We start from the raw sequence: 20,225 nt of genomic DNA on the forward strand, positions 1-20,225 counted from the left end.
TTTTTTTATTAGTTTATTTATTTTATTTTAGATTATAAATAAATTTACAATCATGCTTTATAGTATATAATATTTTTTTTACTTATTGCAAGCATTTTGAGCTTGAATAGCTGTTATTGCTACAACATTTACTATATCGTCTACGTTGCATCCTCTTGATAAATCATTTATTGGTTTTGCAAAACCTTGACAAACTGGTCCTATAGCATTTGCTTTTGCAAATCTTTGAACTAATTTGTATCCTATGTTTCCAGCTTGTAAATCTGGGAATACTAATACATTAGCATTTCCTGCAACTTTACTATTTGGAGCTTTTTGGTTTGCAACTTTTTCAACTATAGCTGCATCTAATTGTAATTCTCCATCAATTTCAAGATCTGGTCTTTGAGATTTTGCAATTTCTGTTGCTGTTCTAACTTTATCTACATTTTCATGTTTAGCACTTCCCATAGTTGAAAATGATAACATTGCAACTTTAGGATCTATATTACATAATGCTTTAGCATTTTCTGCAGTACTTATTGCTATTGATGCTAATTCTTCTGCATTTGGATTTGGATTTACAGCACAATCTGCAAATAATAAAGTTCCTTCTGTACCGTATTCACAATTTGGAACCTCCATAACAAAAAAGCTTGAAACTACTTTTATTCCTGGAGCTGTCTTTATTATTTGAAGACCTGGACGTAATAAATCTCCTGTGCTATGTACTGCACCTGAAACTAATCCGTCAACATCATCCATTTTAACCATCATTGTTCCAAAATAAACTGGATCTTTTACTGTTTCTAAAGCCTTCTCAATTGTAACACCTTTATTTTTTCTTAATTCATAAAATGCTTCAGAATATTTTTGTGTTAAATCAGAAGTTGCTGGATCCACTATTTCTATTCCCTCTAAGTTTACACCAAGTTCTTTAGCGTTATTTTTTATCGTTTCAGTACATCCTACTAAAACAACTTCTGCTAATTTATTTTTAACTATTATTTCAGCAGCTTTTAAGTTTCTTTCTTCGTCACCTTCTGGTAAAACTATTTTTTTCATATCTTGTTGAGCTAATTTCCATATTTTATCTACAAAACTCATTTCAAATTCTCCTTTCGATAGAAACTTTAATACCTTATTAATATACCCCTTTTTCAATATAGTTTTCAACCTTTAAGTAAAATTTTATTCATAAAATATGGTTTTTTTTAAAATATATTATATAAAAATGTGAAATATTAGATTATATCTTAATCTCAACCGCAATTTGTTGAATTTTCTGTCATACATTTTATTATTTTTATGTTTAATATATTAAATTTATTTCACTTTAACTAGTATATTTTAAATTTATTTATCAAAATATTAAAAAAACTAAAATTGCATATTTATATTATTGTAATATTCTATTTTTTTATTGTTAATTTTTTATTTTGTAATTTATTTAAGTATATAACCTATATAAAATTTAAAAACTTTGATATACTAAATTTTATAATAATCTATATTAAAATAACGGAGTGATTAATGATGAAATTAGCTGGAATTATAGCTGAATATAATCCTATGCATAATGGGCATATTTATCATATAAATAAAACAAAAGAATTGACCAATTGTGATGGTATTGTAGCTGTTATAAGTGGAAATTTCAACCAAAGAGGTATTCCTTCAATAATTGATAAATATGAAAAAACCCTTATGGCACTAAATAACGGTATTGATTTAGTACTTGAGCTTCCAACTATTTATGCAGTATCATCTGCTGAATTTTTTGCTTTTGGTGCTATTAGCCTTTTAAATAATCTTAATATGATTGACAGTATTTGTTTTGGAAGTGAATATGGTTCTACCGATATATTATATAAAATATCAGAGATTTTAACGAGGGAGCCAAAAGAATTTAAAGAATTACTTAGATTAAAACTTGATGAAGGTTCATTATTTCCAACTGCTAGGTCTTACGCTCTTGAAAAATATTTTAACCAATATATTGATTCATCATGTGAGAATATATCATCTATAGTAAATTCATCTAATAATATTTTAGGTATTGAATATATAAAATCAATTTTACGAATTAACAGTCCTATAAAATCATACACAATCAAAAGAGAAGGTAGTAATTATAATGACCAAATTTTAGATAACAAATTTTCTAGTGCTACTTCTATTAGAAATTCGCTTATGAATAATTGTGATATCGACCTATTAAAAAATCATATACCAAATTATAATTTTGAGCGTTTTAAACACTTAAAAGATATTAATTATGATTTTACATTTGACTTTGAAATTTTGCCTTTTATAAAGTACAAATGCCTTACAAATCCAAAATCACTTGAAAATATACCTGATGTTTCAGAGGGAATACATAATAAAATTGAAAAATCTTTACTTAACAATTTTAATTATTATGATGTTCTTGAAAATATCAAAAGCAAAAGATACACTCTTACTAGAATTAGTAGAATACTATGTCAATATTTTATAGGGTTTGACACTTTTAATTGTAATTATTTAAGAACGCAACCTTGCAGTTATGCTAAAATTTTAGGAATGAATACAACTGGTAAAAAAATATTAAAACTTTTAAAATCAACTTCTTCAATACCATTGTATACAAAATTACCTAAAACTTATAATAATTCACTTTCATTAGATTTGCAGGCTTCAAAAGCATATAGTTTAATAAATAATAATTATAGATATAATGAAGATTTTTTAAAGAGTCCTATAATATTAAATAATATTTAATTAAAAATGCAGGAATTTATTTTTATTAAATTCCTGCATTTTTAATTTATTTTTATAATAAATCATATTCATAACCTAATTTAAATATATTTTTAATATGTACAAGTATTAAGGTGGTGATTACTATTGAATATTTTTTCTTTTTTTCTTCTATTATGTTTTATATTATGTATGTATATAACAATAAAAAAACATGGGTCTAATCTACTTATAACCATGCTTTGCACTTTTATAATTATATACATAATTGTAAACCCAAAAGATTGTATAAATTACACTATTTCTGGCACTAAACTTTTTTTCTATTCAGTTTTTCCATCACTTTTTCCATTCTTAATTTTAATAAATATAATTATATCTTGTGGTGGTATTAACGTTTATTCTAAGTTGTTTGGTAACGTAATTTGCAAACCTTTAGGTCTACCTAAAACTTGCAGTTTAGCCATTATAATAAGTTTATTTTGTGGTTATCCACTTGGTGCTAAATATTCTTCTGACCTTTATGAAAAAAATTTAATTAATTTTAAAACTTATGAGAGATTACTAAATATAGCATCTAATGGTAGTCCTTTATTTATAATTGGTGCAGTTGGAACTTCAATGCTTTCTAACTCTAAACTAGGATATATACTTTTACTTTCTAATTGTTTATCCTGTATAGTAATGGGCCTTATATTACCAAATAAATTCAGATTAAAAGATTATAAGCCATACGTTAACTCTAATCAATCCAAAAGTAATATTAATTTAGGTTTATCTTTTAAGAATGCCATAGAAGACTCCATAAAAACAGTACTTTCTATCGGAGGCTTTATAATTATTTTTTCTGTATTTATAAACATAATAAAAGACAATGCTCTATTTAGCATTGCCACAGAAAACATTTCTAATTTTTTCAATATACCAAGCGAAATTATAAAAGGATTATCTTTAGGTATGATTGAATTAACTAATGGTTGTAGTATTATATGCACAAGTAATCTTTCTACTAGTATTAAATTAATAATACTAAGTTTTTTAATTGGATTTAGCGGCATTTCTATAACCTCTCAAGTTTATTCAATGATATATAAATTTAAAATAAATATGAAAAAATATCTATTTTTAAAAACCATCCAAGGTATAATAAGCAGTGTTATTACAGCAATTTTATGTAATGTGTCCATCTTAAATTTCTCTTCTTTAGAGACTTTTTCACCTAGCATCAACTATAACACTACTGCTTCTCACCTTTATATTATTACTATTCTTATAATTATTTTGCCATTTATAATTTCACTTAAAAGGAAGTTATCTAAACTCTCCTAGTTCTTTAATATTATCTATTATAGTGGATGTTGTACCTTGAAAATCTTCATATATACTTCTAAGTGTCATATCCACTTCTTTGTTTACTTTTAAAATCATTGACTCACTCTTTAAATCTATTTCTCTTTGTAATCTTGTAAGTATTTCATCTACATAATCAACAGTACCTGATTTTAATTCCTTTGAAAACTGATTTGCTTCTGCTTTTATTTTTCTTGCTTCCATATTTGCTTCATTTAAAACTTCATTTGCTCTAAGTTCTGCTTTTTTCAATATATCAGCATTTTCAAATTGCTTTTGTATTATTATAGATGCTTCCTTTTTCATCTCTTCTGCTTCTTTTCTAGCCGCTAAAAATATTTCTTCTCTTTTTTCCACAATCATTTTTGCTTCTTCAAATTCTTGAGGCAAATTTTCTTTTATTTCTGCAGTTATTTTTAATAATTCATTTTTGTTTATACTTACTTTTCCTAATAAATTACTTGATGTCTTTGCTGTTTTTTCTAGATAGTCTATTAATTCTAATATATTGTTGACTTTTCTATCCATAAACTAATCCCTCCTTTTAGTTTTAGTATATAGAAAAAATAGATAACCAATTTCACAAAATAAATTTGAGTACATTCAAAAGTTCATATAAATAGTTTAATCTATTCAATATTTCTGCAAATAATTCATTACACAAAATTAATCATTACGTTGGTTTGTTATTTTTTGAATACACCTTAGCTCTAGCCTTAACTTCTTCTTGCGTTTCTTCTGGAACTAAATCTTCAAGACATCCTCCAAATAATGCAACCTGTTTTATTGAAGAAGAACTTAAATATGAATACTTTGCATTTGTAATCATAAAAAATGTCTCCTTATCTCTATTTAACTTCTTATTCATTAGTGCCATTTGAAATTCATAATCAAAATCAGACATAGATCTTAAACCTTTTACTATTACGTCTACATCTTCTTCTTCCATAAAATCAACAAGAAGGCCAGTAAAGTTTTTTACTTTTACATTTTTAATGTTTTTAGTAACTTTTTCTATTTGCGATACTCTCTCATCAATACTAAACCATCCCTTTTTATCAGGATTTATAAGCACTGCTACTATAACCTCATCAAATATACTTGAAGCTCTCTTTATTATATCTAAATGTCCTTTTGTAATAGGATCAAAACTCCCTGGGTATACCGCTTTTTTCATTCTCTAAATCTCCTTATACTCATAAAAACAAACTATTGTATTTCCATATTTTCTATGATTAATTAAAATAACCTCATCATTACCCTCGTAAATTTCCTCTCCTGCATCTATTTTTGTAACAATTAATCCATCTTTTTTTAATACTTTATTTTTTGAAATCAAATCAATTGCAGGAGGTATCATTTCTTTGGAATATGGTGGGTCTATAAATATAATATCAAATTCAACACCTTTTTTGTGAAATTCTTCAATATATTTATAAGAATCTCCTTTTATTGGAACGCATACATCCTTAAGCTTTAAATTTTCTATATTTTGTTTAAGTAGAGTATAACTTCTATCTCCCATTTCTATTAAATAACTCTTTTCAGCTCCCCTACTTGCTGCTTCTATACCTAAACTTCCTGTTCCTGAAAACATATCTAATGTTATTGCTTCAGGAGTTTTATTTTGTATTATATTAAACATTGCTTCCTTAACTCTATCTAAAGTTGGTCTAGTTCCCATACCTTCTGGTGGCAATAATTTTCTTCCTCTTGCAATTCCTCCAATTACTCTCATATTGTTCCTCCTTAAGTTTTTACTGTTTAATTAAAGCAAATATATTTTGAACTCTTTTCCAATTTTTCTGCTATTTCATTTTTTATTCTTAAACTTTCTTCTGAATTGTTATTCATAATTTCCTTAGCTTCTCTATTAGCAAAAGAAAAAATCTTAAAATCTTCTACTAAATCAGCGAGCAGAAGCCCATTTTCACCAGATTGTTTATATCCGAAAACTTCTCCTCCTCCTCTAATCCTCAAATCTTCCTCTGCTATAAAAAAGCCATCATTACTATTTTTCATAGTTTCCATTCTTTTTTTAGTTGTTTCACTTTTAATTTCAGGTAATAAAATACAGTAGGATTTATATTTACCTCTTCCAACTCTTCCTCTTAATTGGTGTAACTGTGAAAGTCCAAATCTTTCTGCATTTTCTATTATCATAACACTTGCATTTGGGACATTTACACCCACTTCTATAACTGTAGTAGATATTAACACCTTTATATTACCTTTTTTAAACTCTTCCATTATATCATTTTTTTCTTTATTTGGCATTTTACCATGTAGAATTGCAACTTCTATATTTTTAAAATAGTCTTTTTTTATTTCGTTATATAAATTTTCTACAGAACTTAATTTTAAATCTTCATTTTCTTCAACTAAAGGGCATACTATATAAATTTGCCTTCCCTCTTCTATTTGTTTTAAAGCAAAGTTGTAAGCTCTATTCTTCTCTTTTTTATCTAAATAATATGTATCTATCTTCTGTCTTCCTGGTGGTAATTTATCTATTATAGATACCTCTAAATCACCATACATATATAATGTTAAAGTTCTAGGTATAGGGGTTGCACTCATAACTAAAACATCAACATTATTCCCCTTAGAACTTAATTTATTCCTTTGATTTACACCAAATCTATGTTGCTCATCAGTTACTATCATACCTAACTTTTTAAACTCTACATCATCTTCTATAATCGCATGCGTTCCTATAAGCAAATCAATTTCTCCATCTTTTACATTCTCTTTTAAAATCTTTTTATTCTTAGCTGTAATACTTCCAGTTAATAATCCTACTTTTATATCAAACTCATCAAATAGTTTAACTGCTTCTAAGTAATGTTGTTTGGCTAAAATCTCTGTTGGTGCCATTAATGCTCCCTGATATCCATTTTTAATTATATTAAAAAGTGTTATTAACGATACTATAGTTTTTCCACTTCCAACATCACCTTGTACAAGCCTATTCATCACTATAGGCTTTTTCTCATCTATTAATATTTCTCTTATTACTCTATTTTGAGCATCAGTCAATTCAAATGGTAATTTTGCTTTTAATTCCTTAAGTTCTGGAGAAATTTTAAAAGGTATTCCTGTTGAATTTGTATTACTATTTTTTAACATTAAAATCTTCATAGAATATGTAAAAAGTTCTTGAAACTTTAATCTTCTTCTCGCTTCATCTAAATCACTTCTATTTTTAGGATTATGAATATTTTTAAGCGCATCATCTAATGACATGAATTTATACTTATCAATGATGTGCCTTGGTAAATTTTCAATTATTTTTACATGTGCTAGAACTTCACTTATTATTTTATTTAAAAAGTTATTACTAAGATTATCTTTTAATGAATATTTAGCTAGTATTTTATTCGTATCATTTGTTATATTCTTTAAAATTTTAGGATTGCTAATTTTATATTCCTTATTAAATTTATTTATCTTACCTGTAATAATGTATGTCTCATTTATTCTAAAACTATTCTTTGCATATGGTTGATTAAACCATTGACCTCTAACTATATCTTCATCACTTTGGAAAATGACAGTAGATATTATCTTATTTGTTTTTGTTCTTATGTCTGGTTTTATACTCTTTACTCTACATTCTAATATTACTTTATCATTCTCATTAAAAATCTCTAAGTTGCTTCCTACTTTAATAATATCATAGTCTCTTGGAAAGTATAAAAGTAAATCTAATATTGAGTATATACCACACTTATTTAACTTTTCAGCCATTTTAGGCCCAACACCTTTTACATAAGCTATATCGTCATATATATTCATACCAACACTCCATAATACTTCTATATAATAGAAAAAAGCCCTAAGGCTTTTATTCTACAGCTGTTATAAAATAATATAATGGCTGTTTACCATTAAAACATTGTACGTCCATCTCAGTATATTTTTCTTCTAATTTAGAAACAAGCTCTTGAACTTTTTCTTCATCACAATCTTCTCCGTAAAATAATGTTATTATTTCACTATCTTCATTCACCATATCTGATATTAAGTCTTCACAAACTTCATAAACATCTGTGCCAACTTCTTTTATATCTTTTTCTAATATTCCAAGAATGTTACCTTCTTTTATAACTTTATTATCATGTTCTGTATCTTTAACTGCATAAGTTACTTCACCTGATATAACAGTTCCTATTATATCTTCCATAGTAGCTTGATTTTCTTCAGCACTTTGTTCACTATCAAACATAGTTATTGCTGTAATTCCTTGTGGAATTGTTGTAGTACCTATAACCACTACGTTTTTATCTTCAACTAATTCAACTGCTTGATTTGCTGCCATTATAATATTTTTATTATTTGGTAATACAAATACTGTCTTAGCATTAACTTTATTTATACTCTCTACTATATCTTGAGTACTTGGATTCATTGTCTGTCCGCCTTCAATTACAACGTCAACTCCAAGATCTTTGAAAATATCTTTAATACCTTCTCCTCTAGCTACAGTAACAAATCCGTATGGTTTTAACTCTTCTTTTACTTCTTCTTCTATTTTTTCAATAGCTTTTTCTTCATCTGAATCATTTTTTAAACTTCTATTTTGTTCTCTCATATTTTCAATCTTTATCTTAGTTAATTCCCCAAAAGTCATTGCTTTTGATAAAATTGCTCCTGGATTGTTAGTATGAACATGAACCTTAAAGAATTCATCAAGACCAACTAGAACTATTGAATCTCCATTTTCTTCTAAGTAAGTTTTAAAATTTTTACTATCAACTTTATCTGATAATATTAAAAATTCAGTGCAATATCCAAACTTGATATCTTCTGGATTTATGTTAGCTTCCGGATTAACTTGTTCTACATTTTTACTTTCAACAGCTTTAGTATTTAGTTTTACTGTTAAGTTATCTTTTAAAACTTCATACATACCTTTAAATAAGATTAATAATCCCATACCACCAGCATCTACAACTTTTGCTTTTTTTAATTGTGGTAACATATCTGGAGTTTTGCTTAACATTTCCTCACTATTATCACATATTTCTTTAAATAGACTAACTAAATCTATTTCACTGCTTTCTTTAGCACCTTCTGCTGCTGCTCTTATTATTGTAAGTATTGTTCCCTCTGTAGGTCTCATAACAGCTTTATAAGCAAAATTAGCACCTTCTATAATACTATTTTTTATATCATCCGCTTCTGCTTCAACCTTACCTTCAACACCTTTAGCTATTCCTCTAAATATTTGAGAAAGAATAACTCCAGAATTTCCTCTTGCTCCCATAAGAGCACCTTTTGCTAATTTTTTAGCTATTTCTCCAACGCCTTCATTTTCCATGCTATCTACTTCAGTTACAGCAGCTTTAAATGTCATAGACATATTAGTTCCTGTGTCTCCATCTGGAACTGGAAAAACATTTAACGCATTTACATATTCTTTTTGCTCTTCTAATCTATTGGACGCATTTCTTAACATGTTGCAAAAATCTTGCCCATTTATTTTTAAGTATTCCAACTTTAGTACCTCCTAGACTCTAACACCTTGAACATTTACTATGACTTGTGAAACTTTAAGTCCTGTAAAACTTTCTACATTGTATTTCACTTTTTGAATTATATTATTAGCAATTACAGATATTTTTGTTCCATATTCAACTATTATATATAACTCTATACTTAAAGATTCATTTTTTGTATTAACTTTTACACCTTTTCCAAGGTTCTCACCTTTTAAAAGCTCCCATAATCCATCTTTAGCATTTTTAGATGCCATTCCAACAACACCATAACATTCCATTGTTGAAACTCCTGCTATGTTAGCCAAAACTTCTTCTGAGTAATAAACGTTACCTATTTGATTAGTTATGCTAGCTTTCATAATAACTCCTCCTTAAATAACACCATATAAATTTATTTTATATTATAAAATAAATTATATCAAGAAATTAATTCTCTTCTAAATTTTATATAAATATATTAATTTCATAATTATACTATATATTAATTAAAAAATATACTATATATAACATTTTCAATATAAATTTATGCTTTTTACTAGTTTTTACTTCTAATTTATTTTTATTCATATTAAAATATTATATATAATGTTTTATTTATAACAAGCTGTAATTTCAATATTTTACCTTTTATTACATATATATTTTGAAAATATATTTATATATTTTTCAACTGTTTATATTTTTTTACTTGCATAACTTATAAGTATTATGGTAAAATAGCTTGTGTTTGATTTAAACATTAATCTTGGGAATTATAAGGAGGTGTTTGAATTGTCAAGAAGATGCGAAATATGTAACAAAGGTGTTGTTGCAGGTACTCAGTATAGCCACTCACACCGTCAATCAAAAAGAACATGGGCTCCAAACTTAAAAAAAGTTAAAGCTATAGTTAAAGGATCTCCTAAAACTATCCATGTATGTACTAGATGCTTACGTTCAGGTAAAGTTCAACGTGCTATATAGTTCTAAAAATGCAACTTATATTTAAGTTGCATTTTTATTTTTCACAAATATTTTTTTATATAGGTTTTCAAGCTATATGTATACAAATAATCATTGAAGCTTGTTGCCTAAACTAAAATTTATTTTTCTTTTCTAACAAATAATTTAACAATTTTAGATAAAAATTTAGGAAGTTTAACTGCCATTATTTTCATATAATCACCTCCATGTATACATATATATTTTTTTATTTACTTATTATCTCAGCACCTATAAAAATTACACTTATAATTATTACAACTACCCATCCCCAAAATGGTATTATAAGACCTAAAACTATACCTATAATTAATGCAGTTATAGTATTTTTATTAATTTTTTCTAAGTTATTATTTTTTGGAGTAATGCTTTTATTATATTTTTTTTTAGACATTTACCTCCCCCCATAAATATGTTTTCATATTACCAATATATGTATTACATCTCAAATTGACACAAAAAAAATAGACTTAATTTAAGTCTATTTTAATCTACTGCCCTTATTAAAATTAAGCTTCCTGAATTAAAATTTAGATATACTTCATTTTCTAAAAATTCATTTGATACGGTTAAATTATCACCAACTTTTAAATTATAATTATCTAAATTATATTTTGAACCCTCTATTTTTAGATTTTTTACTTCTTTATCATATGCAAATAATGAAAATCCTTCGCCTCTACAACCCATTATTTTACTTGGTTTCGTTATTATAGTTATTTTATTGTTATCATCAACTATATATGCTTTTAAACCCTTATTTATAGCCTTATAAAGCACACACACATTCCCTATTACATGATCCATCCTACTACCTGTACAGCCTAAAAATATTACCTCAGTAGCTCCATTATCAATAGCTTTTAAAAGAGCTAATTCTGTATCTGTATAATCTTTTTCTGGTGGATATTTTTCTATGTCAACTTTACCCTTAAAATATTCAAGAACTTTTTTATCTATAGAATCAAAATCTCCTATAAGAAATTTAGGAATTATTTTATTTGTATACAATACATTAGCACCACTATCAGCTGCTATAACATTATATCCATCATCTATATATCTTTTTAAAAGCCTATAGCTTGGTGGTGTTCCTCCTGATACTATAATATATTTCATATTAAAATCCTTCTTTTAAAGATTTTATATTTTTTTCTATTTCACCATTTTTAAATACACTAGATCCAGCAACTATAACATTTGCACCACTTTTAACTATTTCTTCTATATTATCTTTACTTACTCCACCATCTACTTGAATCATTAAATTTCTATTAAACTTATCACTTAGTTCTTTTACTTCTTTTATTTTATCAGCACTATAATTTATGTATTTTTGACCACCAAATCCCGGATTAACTGACATAATAAGCACCATATCTAAATTAGGAATTAGATGTTTTATAGCTTCTACTGGTGTTGCTGGATTCAATGCTACCGCTGCTTTAACACCAAAACTTTTAATATAATTTATAGTTCTATCTAAATGTCTATCTGCTTCTGCATGTATAGTTATTATATCTGCACCAGCATCTGCAAACTCTTTAATATATCTTGATGGCTCTTCAATCATTAAATGAACATCAAATGGAATAGTTGTATATTTTCTAATTGCTTTAATTACTGGTAATCCAAAAGATATATTTGGAACAAACATTCCATCCATTACATCTATATGAACCATATCAGCTCCACACTGCTCTAATTTTTCTACATCCCTACCTAAATTTGCAAAATCTGCTGATAGTATTGATGGTGATATTTTTATCATTTTTTATTCCCCCTACAACTCATAATTTCTTCTAATGTTTTTATATAGAATTCATACCTTGAACTATGAATTTTCCCATCTTGCACAGCTTCCTTTACTGCACAGTTTGGTTCTTTATAATGCATACAATTATTAAATTTGCAACCATCTCTATATTTATCAAATTCTCTAAAACAATATTGTAATTCGTCTTTAGGTATAAAATCTAATTCTAAAGATGAAAATCCTGGAGTATCTACTAAAAGTCCATCTTCAACTTCAACAAGTTCACTATGCCTTGTAGTATGTTTTCCCCTTTTTAGCTTATTACTTATTTCACCAGTTTCCATAAATTCTCTACCTAGAAATTTGTTTAATATAGTTGATTTCCCAACACCAGATGGTCCACAAAAAACACTTATATTTCCTTTTATTTTATCTTTTAATTTTTCTAAACCTACATTATTTTTAGCTTCTAAATATAAAACCTCATATCCCGCTGATTCTAATTCTTCTCTAACTTTATCTATTTCTTCGTTTTCTAAGTCCATTTTATTAAAACAAATTATAGATTTTAAATTATTATACTCGCATAATAACAGGAATTTGCTAAGCAAATCCCTGTTCAAATCTGGATGTCTAAAAGAAAAAACTATAAAAGCTTGAGTTACATTAGCAACTACTGGTCTTATTAATTCACTCTTTCTATCATAGATTTCTTCTATAACTCCATCTTCTCCATCTATTGAAATTTTAACATAATCTCCTATCATTGGTGATAATTTATTATGTCTAAATTTACCTCTAGCCTTACATGTATAAAGCTTATCTTCACATTTTACGTAATAAAGTCCACCTATACCTTTAACTATTATTCCTTCCATACATCCTCCAAATTATTGCTGATTTGTTCCATTCTCAGGCTTTACTGGTTTTTCTTCTTCTGTTGGTGCTTTTTTTACTGTTACCCATATAGTTTCACCTTTTACAACTTTTTCGCCTTCTGATGTACTTTGTGACTCAACTATATCTTTATCTTCCCCAGTAGCATTAATATTTAATCCTAAGCTACTTGCAAGACTTTTTGCTTCACCTAAAGTTTTTCCAACAAATCTTGGTACTGAAACTTTTTCTGGCTCCGGTTCTTGATATTTATAATAATTAACATTAATCGGTGTTTGTTGTTTTACTTTTGATCCTACCGCTGCACTTTGATTAAATATCTTACCATCCAAAGATTTATCAGTTGTTATTACAGCTGTAGTTTCTCCTAATTGTAAATTAGATACACTTAAAACATTTGCTGCTTCATCTATAGTCATATTTGTAAGACTTGGAACTTTTTCATATACAATAGCAGATCCTTGACTTATAACTATATTTACTGTACCACCTTTTTTGATTGTGCTTCCTGGTTGTGGATCTTGTCTTATTACAGTTCCCTCACCATAGGTTTCATTGTTTTCCTTTTCAATTTTTCCTACTTTTAGTCCAAGAGCAGCTATTTGTTTTTGTGCTTCAGCTGAATCTAAATTTCTTATATCTGGAACTGAAAGTTCTTCTTCTCCCAAACTAATTGTAACTTTTACTTCAGAATTTTTCTTTACAGTAGTACCTTCGCTTGGCATAACTCTAAGTATTGTTCCTTTTTCCTTATCACTTTTTTCTTCATTATCTACAACTAAAACAAGTCCAAGCTCATCTAACATTTTTTTAACAGTATCTTTATCTTTACCTACTATTTGAGGAATTTTAACTTCTTTTCTACTTTTTTCATTTGCTGAACCACTAAAAGATTTTATTGACATTGTAATTCCAAATGCTCCTAATAGTACAACCAAAACCATTATTGATGCTATTACTATATTTCGCTTCTTTTTAGCATCTTTTGAACTTTTCTTTTTAGGTTTAACTTCTTCAAAATCATCATCATCTTCATAATCATCATCTTCTTCATAATCATCTTCATACTCTTCATTCTTAGATGTATAATTCACTTTTGAAGCTTTTTTAGGTTCTGGGTTTATTGGGGACATTATTCTTGTAAATTCTTCAGTCTCCCTATCTTTTTGATGTATAGTATAATTATTGTTATTTTTTATTTGCTCTAAATCATGATATATTTCCGTTGCACTCTGATATCTTCTAATAGGCTCTTTTTCAATTGCCTTTAATATAAGATTACTAAGGCTTAATGGTATATCATATCTTATAGCTATAGGAGGCACTACAGGTTCTTGTATATGCTTCAATGCTATTGATACTGGACTATCTCCATCAAACGGTACCTTGCCTGTTGCCATCTCATAAAGAACAATTCCTAGTGAATATATATCTGTTCTAAAATCTACAACTTTACCTTTTGCTTGCTCTGGCGAAAAATAATGTGCAGATCCAATAACTCTACTAGTATGCGTTATTGTATCACTATTGGAAGCTTTGGCTATTCCAAAATCTGTTACCTTTGCTATTCCATCTTCTGTTACTAATATGTTATGTGGCTTTATATCTCTATGAATAATTCCATTTTTATGTGCACACTCTAACGCCTTAGCAATTTGTATTCCCATATCTATAACTTCTGATGGTTCTAAACTTCCTTTTTCACAAATAATTTGTTTTAATGTTTTTCCATTAACAAGTTCCATAACTATATAATTATATTTTCCTTCTACACCAACATCATAAATATTTACAATATTAGTATGTGAAAAGCTTGCAGTAGCTGCTGCTTCTTTTCTAAATTTATCCATAAACTCAATATTAGAAGTATATTGTTCTTTAAGGATTTTCACTGCTACATACCTATTCAAAAGTCGACATCTAGCTTTATAGACTACAGCCATTCCACCTTCGCCAATCTTTTCAATCAGTTCATATCTACTTCCTAATATGGTTCCAATCATCTCCACACTCTCCTTTAAATATGATAACTGAAATGTTATCTCTTCCGCCTCTCTCTTTACTAACTCTTATAAGTTCTTCACAAATATCTTTTTTATCATTTTCAACTATCGATATAATTTCTTCATCTTTTAATTCATTAGTAAGTCCATCTGTACATAGTATTATTTTTTCAAATTCATGGATATTTAACTCATAAATATCCACATCTACATTAATTTTAGTTCCTATTGCTCTTGTTATAACATTTTTATTGGGATGATTTACAGCCTCTTCTTCACTTATAGTTCCATTATCTATAAGTTCTTGAACTAGAGAATGATCCTTAGTGATTTTTTCTAATTTACCTTTAGAAAAACTATAACATCTACTATCTCCAACATTAGCTATTATACACTTATCATCTTTTACATAACATGCTGTAATAGTTGTTCCCATTCCATTGTATTTTTCTTCTAACAATGATTTCTTGTATATATCATGATTAGCAAGTGCTATAGCTTTATTTAAAGCTATATTCCCTTCATCATCTTTATGTTTTTTTATATAATCAACAACTATCTCTAAAGCCATTTTACTTGCTACTTCTCCAGCATTATGTCCACCCATTCCATCAGCAATTCCAAAGAAACTTAAATTATCTTCTTCAAAATAAATTACAGAGTCTTCATTTAAGCTTCTCTTATTTCCTACATCAGATTTTATACCTATTAATCTCCCCATTGTTACAACTCCTTTTTTTCTAAATAACTTCTTCTAAGTTGTCCACAAGCTGCATTTATATCTAATCCCATTTCTTTCCTTATAGTTGTTTCTATGCCATTTTTACTTAAAATATTCTTGAATTTATTTATATCTTCTAAATTTGCCCTTTTTAAAGTACTTTCCTTAATTTCATTTATAGGAATTAGGTTTACATGACAAAGCATTCCTTTTAATACCTTTGAAAGTTCCATAGCATCTTCTTCACTATCATTAAACCCCCTAACTAATGCATATTCAAAAGTTATTCTTCTATTAGTTTTTAAAACATAATAATTACATGCTTCAAATAAATTTTCAAAATTATATGCTTTAGCTATAGGCATAGTTTGCTTTCTAACATTGTCATTAGGCGCATGAAGAGAAATCGCAAGTGTTATTTGTAAATTTTTATCTGCTAAATCTTTAATTTTAGGAACAATCCCACAAGTTGATAATGTTATGTGTCTTTGGCCTATATTTAAACCATATTCAGCGTTTACAAGTTCCAAAAACTTTAAAACATTATCATAATTATCTAATGGTTCACCACTCCCCATAAGAACTATATTAGATATTCTTTCTCCCAGTTCTTCTTGAGCGATTATAATTTGCCCTAAAATTTCTCCTGCTGTTAAGTTTCTTACAACACCATCTAAAGTTGAAGCACAAAATTTACATCCCATTCTACATCCTACTTGAGTAGATACACATATTGAATTTCCATGATGATATTGCATAACTACCGTTTCTATTAAATTATTATCTTTTAATTTTAACAAATGTTTTCTTGTATTTCCATCTATAGACTTATATGTTTCTAATATTTTTGGAAGCTCTATTGAAAAATTATTCTTTAGTTTAGAAATAGTGGATTTTGATATATTTTTCATATTATCAAAATCATATGTATTTTTATATAACCATGTAAATACTTGCTTTGCTCTAAACTCACTTTCTCCATTTTCTTTCATCCAAACTTTTAGTTCATTTAAGTTTAAGTCCAATATATTTTTCATAATTGCACCTATCCTATTCTTCTTATTTTTGCTATGAAAAATCCATCCATATATTGATTTGGAAGTATAGTTACACATCCACTTTTGTCATACACAAGATTTTCTGCATTTCCGAAAAATAATGGTTCTAATTTAAAATCAGGATTATTATTCAAAAACCAATTTATATTACTTTCATTTTCATCTTTATTTAAAGTACAAGTAGAGTATAATATAATTCCATCTTTTTTTACATACTTAGATGCATTTTTCATAATTTCTTTCTGTATTTTATTTATGCTAATTAATTCTTTTTTTGTTTTGCTATATTTTATCTCTGGTTTTTTTCTTATTATACCAAGCCCTGAACACGGCACATCTATAAGAACTGCATCAGCAAATTCTTTTAATTCTTCTTTGTATACTGTTGCATCTAAAACATCACATTTTATATTTTCTATACCTAATCTTTTAGCATTATCCATAATTAAAGATAATTTATTTTCATGTATATCAAAAGCTAAAACTTTTCCTGTATTATTAAGTATTTCTGAAATATGAGTTGTCTTTCCTCCTGGTGCACTACATAAATCTAAAACTACATCATTATCTTTTAATTCCATAGAAGGTGCTACAAGCATAGCACTTTCATCTTGAACTGTTACATATCCATTTTTGAAAACTTCATTTACTTCAACACTTCTACCATTTACAATTCTTATTGCCTCTGGTGCTACAAATCCATCTTGAATTTCATAACCATTATCTTTCAATCTTTCAAAAACATCTTCATAATTTGACTTTAATTCATTAACTCTAACAGTTAATGCCGGTCTTTCATTTAATCCACTTAGAATCTTTATAGTGTTTTCATCTCCATATTGAGTAATAAAATGATTTATCATCCATTTAGGGAACGAATATTCAAAGCTCATTTTTTCTAACTTATCATCTTTACAATATTCTTTATCTAAGTTTCTTAAATAATTTCTCAAAACGCCATTAACAAGCTTTGATGCTCCTACTGATGCATTTTTTTTAGTAAGATTAACAGCTTCGTTAACTACCGCAAAATCTGGTATTTTATCTAAATATTTTATTTGATACACAGATATCCTTAAAATATTTAATACAAAATCATCTAACTTTTTAAAGTTTTTTTGTGTAAAACTCTCTATAATTTTATCAATTGTATATTTATATTTTATAGTTCCATAAACAATTTCAGTTGTTAATCCCTTATCCACATCACTTAATTTACTTTTATTTAATTCTATTCCTAAAACAATATTTGAATATGCCTTATTTTTAAATACTTGTATTAAAACATCTACCGCTATTTTTCTTGCATTATTCATTCTTTTACCTCTATCTTTAAAATAACTATTTATATATGATTTCAAATTTTATAATACAACTTACAATTTTATTATTTGAATCAATCATTAATTATTAAGAGTTATGAATTATATAATATAGCATAATTTATTACAATTAAATAATAATGTTATTCTTAGTTCATAACTCCTAATTCTTCTTTAAATTATCTAATCATTTCTATCTCTAATTGCTAATAATCTAAGAAGTTGGGATATTGCTGTTATAACAGCTGCAACATAAGTAAGTGCAGCTGCATTTAAAACTTTTCTAGCACCTTTAATTTCATCACCTACTAAAATCCCTTTACTTTCTAATACAGCTACCGCTCTATTTGATGCATTGAATTCTACTGGAAGTGTTACTATTTGAAATAATACTGTTGCAGAAAATAATACTATTCCTATATTAACTAATGGTGTTATGCTTAAAAATATTCCTAAGATAAACAAAAACCAGGATGCATTTGACCCTATAGTTGCAACAGGTACTAACGAATTTCTAATTTTTATAGGCAAATACCCTTCTTTATGCTGAATTACATGGCCTATCTCATGAGCAGCAACTCCAATAGATGCTATTGATGTCCCTGTGTATACATCCCTAGATAACCTTACAACTCTTCTTTGATGATCATAGTGATCTGTCAATTTTCCACCTGTCATCTCTATTGGAATATCATATAATCCATATGCATCTAATATCATTCTTGCCACATCTTTACCAGTGTATCCACTTCTACTATACATTTTAGAATATCTATTAAAAGTCGATGTTATATTGGCTTGTGCCCATAGAGCTATTAACATAGCTGGTATAAGTATTAACATTGTAGAATCAACATAAAACATTTAACATTCTCCTTTGTATTAATTATTTTTAATAATTATAAATGTTTTTCATTACAATTTGATGTTATTTCTATTACATTTTATCCATCTTTTAATAAATATATTTTAACAATGTAAAATTATATTTTCTTCTATAGTATTTCCTTTAATATATTCAGATACCTCTAATGCTTTTTTATTAGGAAATTGAACTTTTGTTATAAGTAGTACACCATCACCTGTTGCTACTCTTATTCCATCTTTATTTACTTTTAATATAGTTCCAGGTTCTTTATTAGTTTTTTCTTCTAATACCTTGCTTTTTAATACTTTCATCATTTTATCATTATAATAACTATATGCTATTGGAACTGGATTCAACCCTCTTATAAAATTATGTATCTCATAAGCACTTTTATTCCAATCTATATTAGCCATATCTCTATTTAACATGTGAGCATAACATGTTAATGTATCATCTTGCTTTTCCTTCACTATTTCATTATTAACTAACTTATTTAATGTGTCTAATAGCAATGGTGCTCCTGTTTGCATTAACTTATCATATAGTTCTCCTGCAGTCATTTCATCATCTATGTCAATCTCATTTTTTAGAAGCATATCTCCAGTATCTAAACCTTCATCCATTAGCATTGTTGTATTTCCAGATACTTTATCTCCTGCCATTACTGCATAATTTACTGGAGCAGCTCCTCTAAACCTTGGAAGTAGTGAGCCATGCAAGTTTATACAACCATATTTAGGAATATCTAATACTTCTTTTGAAAGTATTTGCCCAAAGGCAACAACAACTATGAAATCTGGCTCTATTTCTTTTATCTTATCAATTATTTCTTGTTCTTTTCTAAGTCTTATAGGTTGGTATACTGGGATGTTATATTCTACTGCTAATTCTTTTACTGGCGACATAGCAACCATTTTCCCTCTACCTTTTGGTCTATCAGGCTGAGTTAAAACTGCCTTAACATCACATTCTTCTATTAATAATTTTAAAGATGGTACTGCAAAATCTGGAGTACCCATAAATACTATTTTTAATTTTTCCATA

Annotated in this window: 20 protein-coding genes; 3 read left to right on the plus strand and 17 right to left on the minus strand. The window is 27.2% G+C overall.

Annotated elements, in window-relative coordinates:
* Positions 1–78: 78 nt before the first annotated feature.
* Positions 79–1,086 (minus strand): phosphate acetyltransferase, encoded by a 1,008-nt coding sequence (pta, locus tag AC07E4_RS17620; RefSeq protein ID WP_040330702.1) that lies wholly within the window; start codon positions 1,084–1,086, stop codon positions 79–81.
* Positions 1,087–1,512: 426 nt separating this feature from the next.
* Here pta and AC07E4_RS17625 point away from each other — a divergent pair, with 426 nt between their 5' ends.
* Both AC07E4_RS17625 and ylbJ read left to right on the plus strand, forming a co-directional pair.
* Positions 1,513–2,742, plus strand: a complete 1,230-nt coding sequence (locus AC07E4_RS17625; protein WP_341350029.1) for a nucleotidyltransferase — start codon at positions 1,513–1,515, stop codon at positions 2,740–2,742.
* Between the two features lie 126 nt (positions 2,743–2,868).
* Positions 2,869–4,050 (plus strand): sporulation integral membrane protein YlbJ, encoded by a 1,182-nt coding sequence (gene ylbJ, locus AC07E4_RS17630; RefSeq protein ID WP_478217064.1) that lies wholly within the window; start codon positions 2,869–2,871, stop codon positions 4,048–4,050.
* On the opposite strand, the gene AC07E4_RS17635 is transcribed toward ylbJ, so the two are convergent.
* The 6 genes from AC07E4_RS17635 to AC07E4_RS17660 form a co-directional block, all read right to left on the minus strand.
* Positions 4,033–4,599 (minus strand): hypothetical protein, encoded by a 567-nt coding sequence (locus AC07E4_RS17635; RefSeq protein WP_040330705.1) that lies wholly within the window; start codon positions 4,597–4,599, stop codon positions 4,033–4,035. The genes ylbJ and AC07E4_RS17635 overlap by 18 nt on opposite strands.
* Before the next feature lie 145 nt (positions 4,600–4,744).
* Entirely contained in the window at positions 4,745–5,248 is a 504-nt protein-coding gene (gene coaD, locus AC07E4_RS17640; RefSeq protein ID WP_040330706.1) for a pantetheine-phosphate adenylyltransferase, read from the minus strand.
* A gap of 3 nt (positions 5,249–5,251) precedes the next feature.
* The gene (rsmD, locus tag AC07E4_RS17645; RefSeq protein ID WP_040330707.1) at positions 5,252–5,809 is read right to left on the minus strand and encodes a 16S rRNA (guanine(966)-N(2))-methyltransferase RsmD; all 558 of its coding nucleotides are present in this window, start codon (positions 5,807–5,809) and stop codon (positions 5,252–5,254) included.
* Positions 5,810–5,835: 26 nt separating this feature from the next.
* On the minus strand, positions 5,836–7,869 hold the full coding sequence (gene recG, locus AC07E4_RS17650; RefSeq protein WP_478217065.1) for an ATP-dependent DNA helicase RecG: 2,034 nt from the start codon (positions 7,867–7,869) through the stop codon (positions 5,836–5,838).
* 49 nt (positions 7,870–7,918) lie between these two features.
* The gene (locus tag AC07E4_RS17655; RefSeq protein WP_040330710.1) at positions 7,919–9,571 is read right to left on the minus strand and encodes a DAK2 domain-containing protein; all 1,653 of its coding nucleotides are present in this window, start codon (positions 9,569–9,571) and stop codon (positions 7,919–7,921) included.
* Positions 9,572–9,583: 12 nt separating this feature from the next.
* The gene (locus AC07E4_RS17660) at positions 9,584–9,934 is read right to left on the minus strand and encodes an Asp23/Gls24 family envelope stress response protein (RefSeq protein ID WP_040330711.1); all 351 of its coding nucleotides are present in this window, start codon (positions 9,932–9,934) and stop codon (positions 9,584–9,586) included.
* Positions 9,935–10,346: 412 nt separating this feature from the next.
* Between AC07E4_RS17660 and rpmB the strand changes: the two genes are divergently transcribed.
* Positions 10,347–10,538 (plus strand): 50S ribosomal protein L28, encoded by a 192-nt coding sequence (rpmB, locus tag AC07E4_RS17665; protein ID WP_040330712.1) that lies wholly within the window; start codon positions 10,347–10,349, stop codon positions 10,536–10,538.
* A gap of 226 nt (positions 10,539–10,764) precedes the next feature.
* On the opposite strand, the gene AC07E4_RS17670 is transcribed toward rpmB, so the two are convergent.
* The 10 genes from AC07E4_RS17670 to fmt all read right to left on the minus strand — a co-directional run bounded on the left by AC07E4_RS17670 (position 10,765) and on the right by fmt (position 20,224).
* Positions 10,765–10,950, minus strand: a complete 186-nt coding sequence (locus tag AC07E4_RS17670; protein WP_430829554.1) for a hypothetical protein — start codon at positions 10,948–10,950, stop codon at positions 10,765–10,767.
* Between the two features lie 92 nt (positions 10,951–11,042).
* On the minus strand, positions 11,043–11,675 hold the full coding sequence (locus tag AC07E4_RS17675; RefSeq protein ID WP_430829553.1) for a thiamine diphosphokinase: 633 nt from the start codon (positions 11,673–11,675) through the stop codon (positions 11,043–11,045).
* 1 nt (position 11,676) lies between these two features.
* The gene (gene rpe, locus AC07E4_RS17680) at positions 11,677–12,327 is read right to left on the minus strand and encodes a ribulose-phosphate 3-epimerase (RefSeq protein ID WP_040330716.1); all 651 of its coding nucleotides are present in this window, start codon (positions 12,325–12,327) and stop codon (positions 11,677–11,679) included.
* Positions 12,324–13,190: a ribosome small subunit-dependent GTPase A gene (gene rsgA, locus AC07E4_RS17685; RefSeq protein ID WP_040330717.1), complete on the minus strand. Its 867-nt coding sequence runs from the start codon at positions 13,188–13,190 to the stop codon at positions 12,324–12,326. The genes rpe and rsgA overlap by 4 nt, the downstream gene beginning before the upstream one ends.
* Before the next feature lie 12 nt (positions 13,191–13,202).
* Positions 13,203–15,212: a Stk1 family PASTA domain-containing Ser/Thr kinase gene (gene pknB / locus AC07E4_RS17690; RefSeq protein WP_040330718.1), complete on the minus strand. Its 2,010-nt coding sequence runs from the start codon at positions 15,210–15,212 to the stop codon at positions 13,203–13,205.
* Positions 15,187–15,933 carry a Stp1/IreP family PP2C-type Ser/Thr phosphatase gene (locus AC07E4_RS17695; protein WP_040330720.1) on the minus strand — a complete coding sequence of 249 codons (747 nt, stop codon included), beginning with the start codon at positions 15,931–15,933 and terminating at the stop codon, positions 15,187–15,189. The genes pknB and AC07E4_RS17695 overlap by 26 nt, the downstream gene beginning before the upstream one ends.
* A gap of 2 nt (positions 15,934–15,935) precedes the next feature.
* Positions 15,936–16,970, minus strand: coding sequence for a dual-specificity RNA methyltransferase RlmN (rlmN, locus tag AC07E4_RS17700; RefSeq protein ID WP_040330764.1), 1,035 nt, complete (start codon positions 16,968–16,970; stop codon positions 15,936–15,938).
* A gap of 8 nt (positions 16,971–16,978) precedes the next feature.
* On the minus strand, positions 16,979–18,307 hold the full coding sequence (gene rsmB / locus AC07E4_RS17705; RefSeq protein WP_478217066.1) for a 16S rRNA (cytosine(967)-C(5))-methyltransferase RsmB: 1,329 nt from the start codon (positions 18,305–18,307) through the stop codon (positions 16,979–16,981).
* A gap of 189 nt (positions 18,308–18,496) precedes the next feature.
* Positions 18,497–19,177, minus strand: coding sequence for a zinc metallopeptidase (locus tag AC07E4_RS17710; protein ID WP_478217067.1), 681 nt, complete (start codon positions 19,175–19,177; stop codon positions 18,497–18,499).
* Positions 19,178–19,282: 105 nt separating this feature from the next.
* Positions 19,283–20,224, minus strand: a complete 942-nt coding sequence (fmt, locus tag AC07E4_RS17715) for a methionyl-tRNA formyltransferase (protein ID WP_478217068.1) — start codon at positions 20,222–20,224, stop codon at positions 19,283–19,285.
* Position 20,225 lies beyond the last annotated feature (1 nt).

The sequence above is a fragment of the Clostridium amazonense genome, assembly GCF_056431285.1.

What these genes read in the sequence shown, in the direction of transcription:
- pta (WP_040330702.1), bottom strand. Translation starts at nt 1,086, where the DNA reads ATGAGTTTTGTAGATAAAATATGGAAATTAGCTCAACAAGATATGAAA.
- AC07E4_RS17625 (WP_341350029.1), top strand. Translation starts at nt 1,513, where the DNA reads ATGATGAAATTAGCTGGAATTATAGCTGAATATAATCCTATGCATAAT.
- AC07E4_RS17635 (WP_040330705.1), bottom strand. Translation starts at nt 4,599, where the DNA reads ATGGATAGAAAAGTCAACAATATATTAGAATTAATAGACTATCTAGAA.
- coaD (WP_040330706.1), bottom strand. Translation starts at nt 5,248, where the DNA reads ATGAAAAAAGCGGTATACCCAGGGAGTTTTGATCCTATTACAAAAGGA.
- rsmD (WP_040330707.1), bottom strand. Translation starts at nt 5,809, where the DNA reads ATGAGAGTAATTGGAGGAATTGCAAGAGGAAGAAAATTATTGCCACCA.
- recG (WP_478217065.1), bottom strand. Translation starts at nt 7,869, where the DNA reads ATGAATATATATGACGATATAGCTTATGTAAAAGGTGTTGGGCCTAAA.
- AC07E4_RS17660 (WP_040330711.1), bottom strand. Translation starts at nt 9,934, where the DNA reads ATGAAAGCTAGCATAACTAATCAAATAGGTAACGTTTATTACTCAGAA.
- AC07E4_RS17670 (WP_430829554.1), bottom strand. Translation starts at nt 10,950, where the DNA reads ATGTCTAAAAAAAAATATAATAAAAGCATTACTCCAAAAAATAATAAC.
- AC07E4_RS17675 (WP_430829553.1), bottom strand. Translation starts at nt 11,675, where the DNA reads ATGAAATATATTATAGTATCAGGAGGAACACCACCAAGCTATAGGCTT.
- rpe (WP_040330716.1), bottom strand. Translation starts at nt 12,327, where the DNA reads ATGATAAAAATATCACCATCAATACTATCAGCAGATTTTGCAAATTTA.
- rsgA (WP_040330717.1), bottom strand. Translation starts at nt 13,190, where the DNA reads ATGGAAGGAATAATAGTTAAAGGTATAGGTGGACTTTATTACGTAAAA.
- pknB (WP_040330718.1), bottom strand. Translation starts at nt 15,212, where the DNA reads ATGATTGGAACCATATTAGGAAGTAGATATGAACTGATTGAAAAGATT.
- AC07E4_RS17695 (WP_040330720.1), bottom strand. Translation starts at nt 15,933, where the DNA reads ATGGGGAGATTAATAGGTATAAAATCTGATGTAGGAAATAAGAGAAGC.
- rlmN (WP_040330764.1), bottom strand. Translation starts at nt 16,970, where the DNA reads ATGAAAAATATATTGGACTTAAACTTAAATGAACTAAAAGTTTGGATG.
- rsmB (WP_478217066.1), bottom strand. Translation starts at nt 18,307, where the DNA reads ATGAATAATGCAAGAAAAATAGCGGTAGATGTTTTAATACAAGTATTT.
- AC07E4_RS17710 (WP_478217067.1), bottom strand. Translation starts at nt 19,177, where the DNA reads ATGTTTTATGTTGATTCTACAATGTTAATACTTATACCAGCTATGTTA.
- fmt (WP_478217068.1), bottom strand. Translation starts at nt 20,224, where the DNA reads ATGGAAAAATTAAAAATAGTATTTATGGGTACTCCAGATTTTGCAGTA.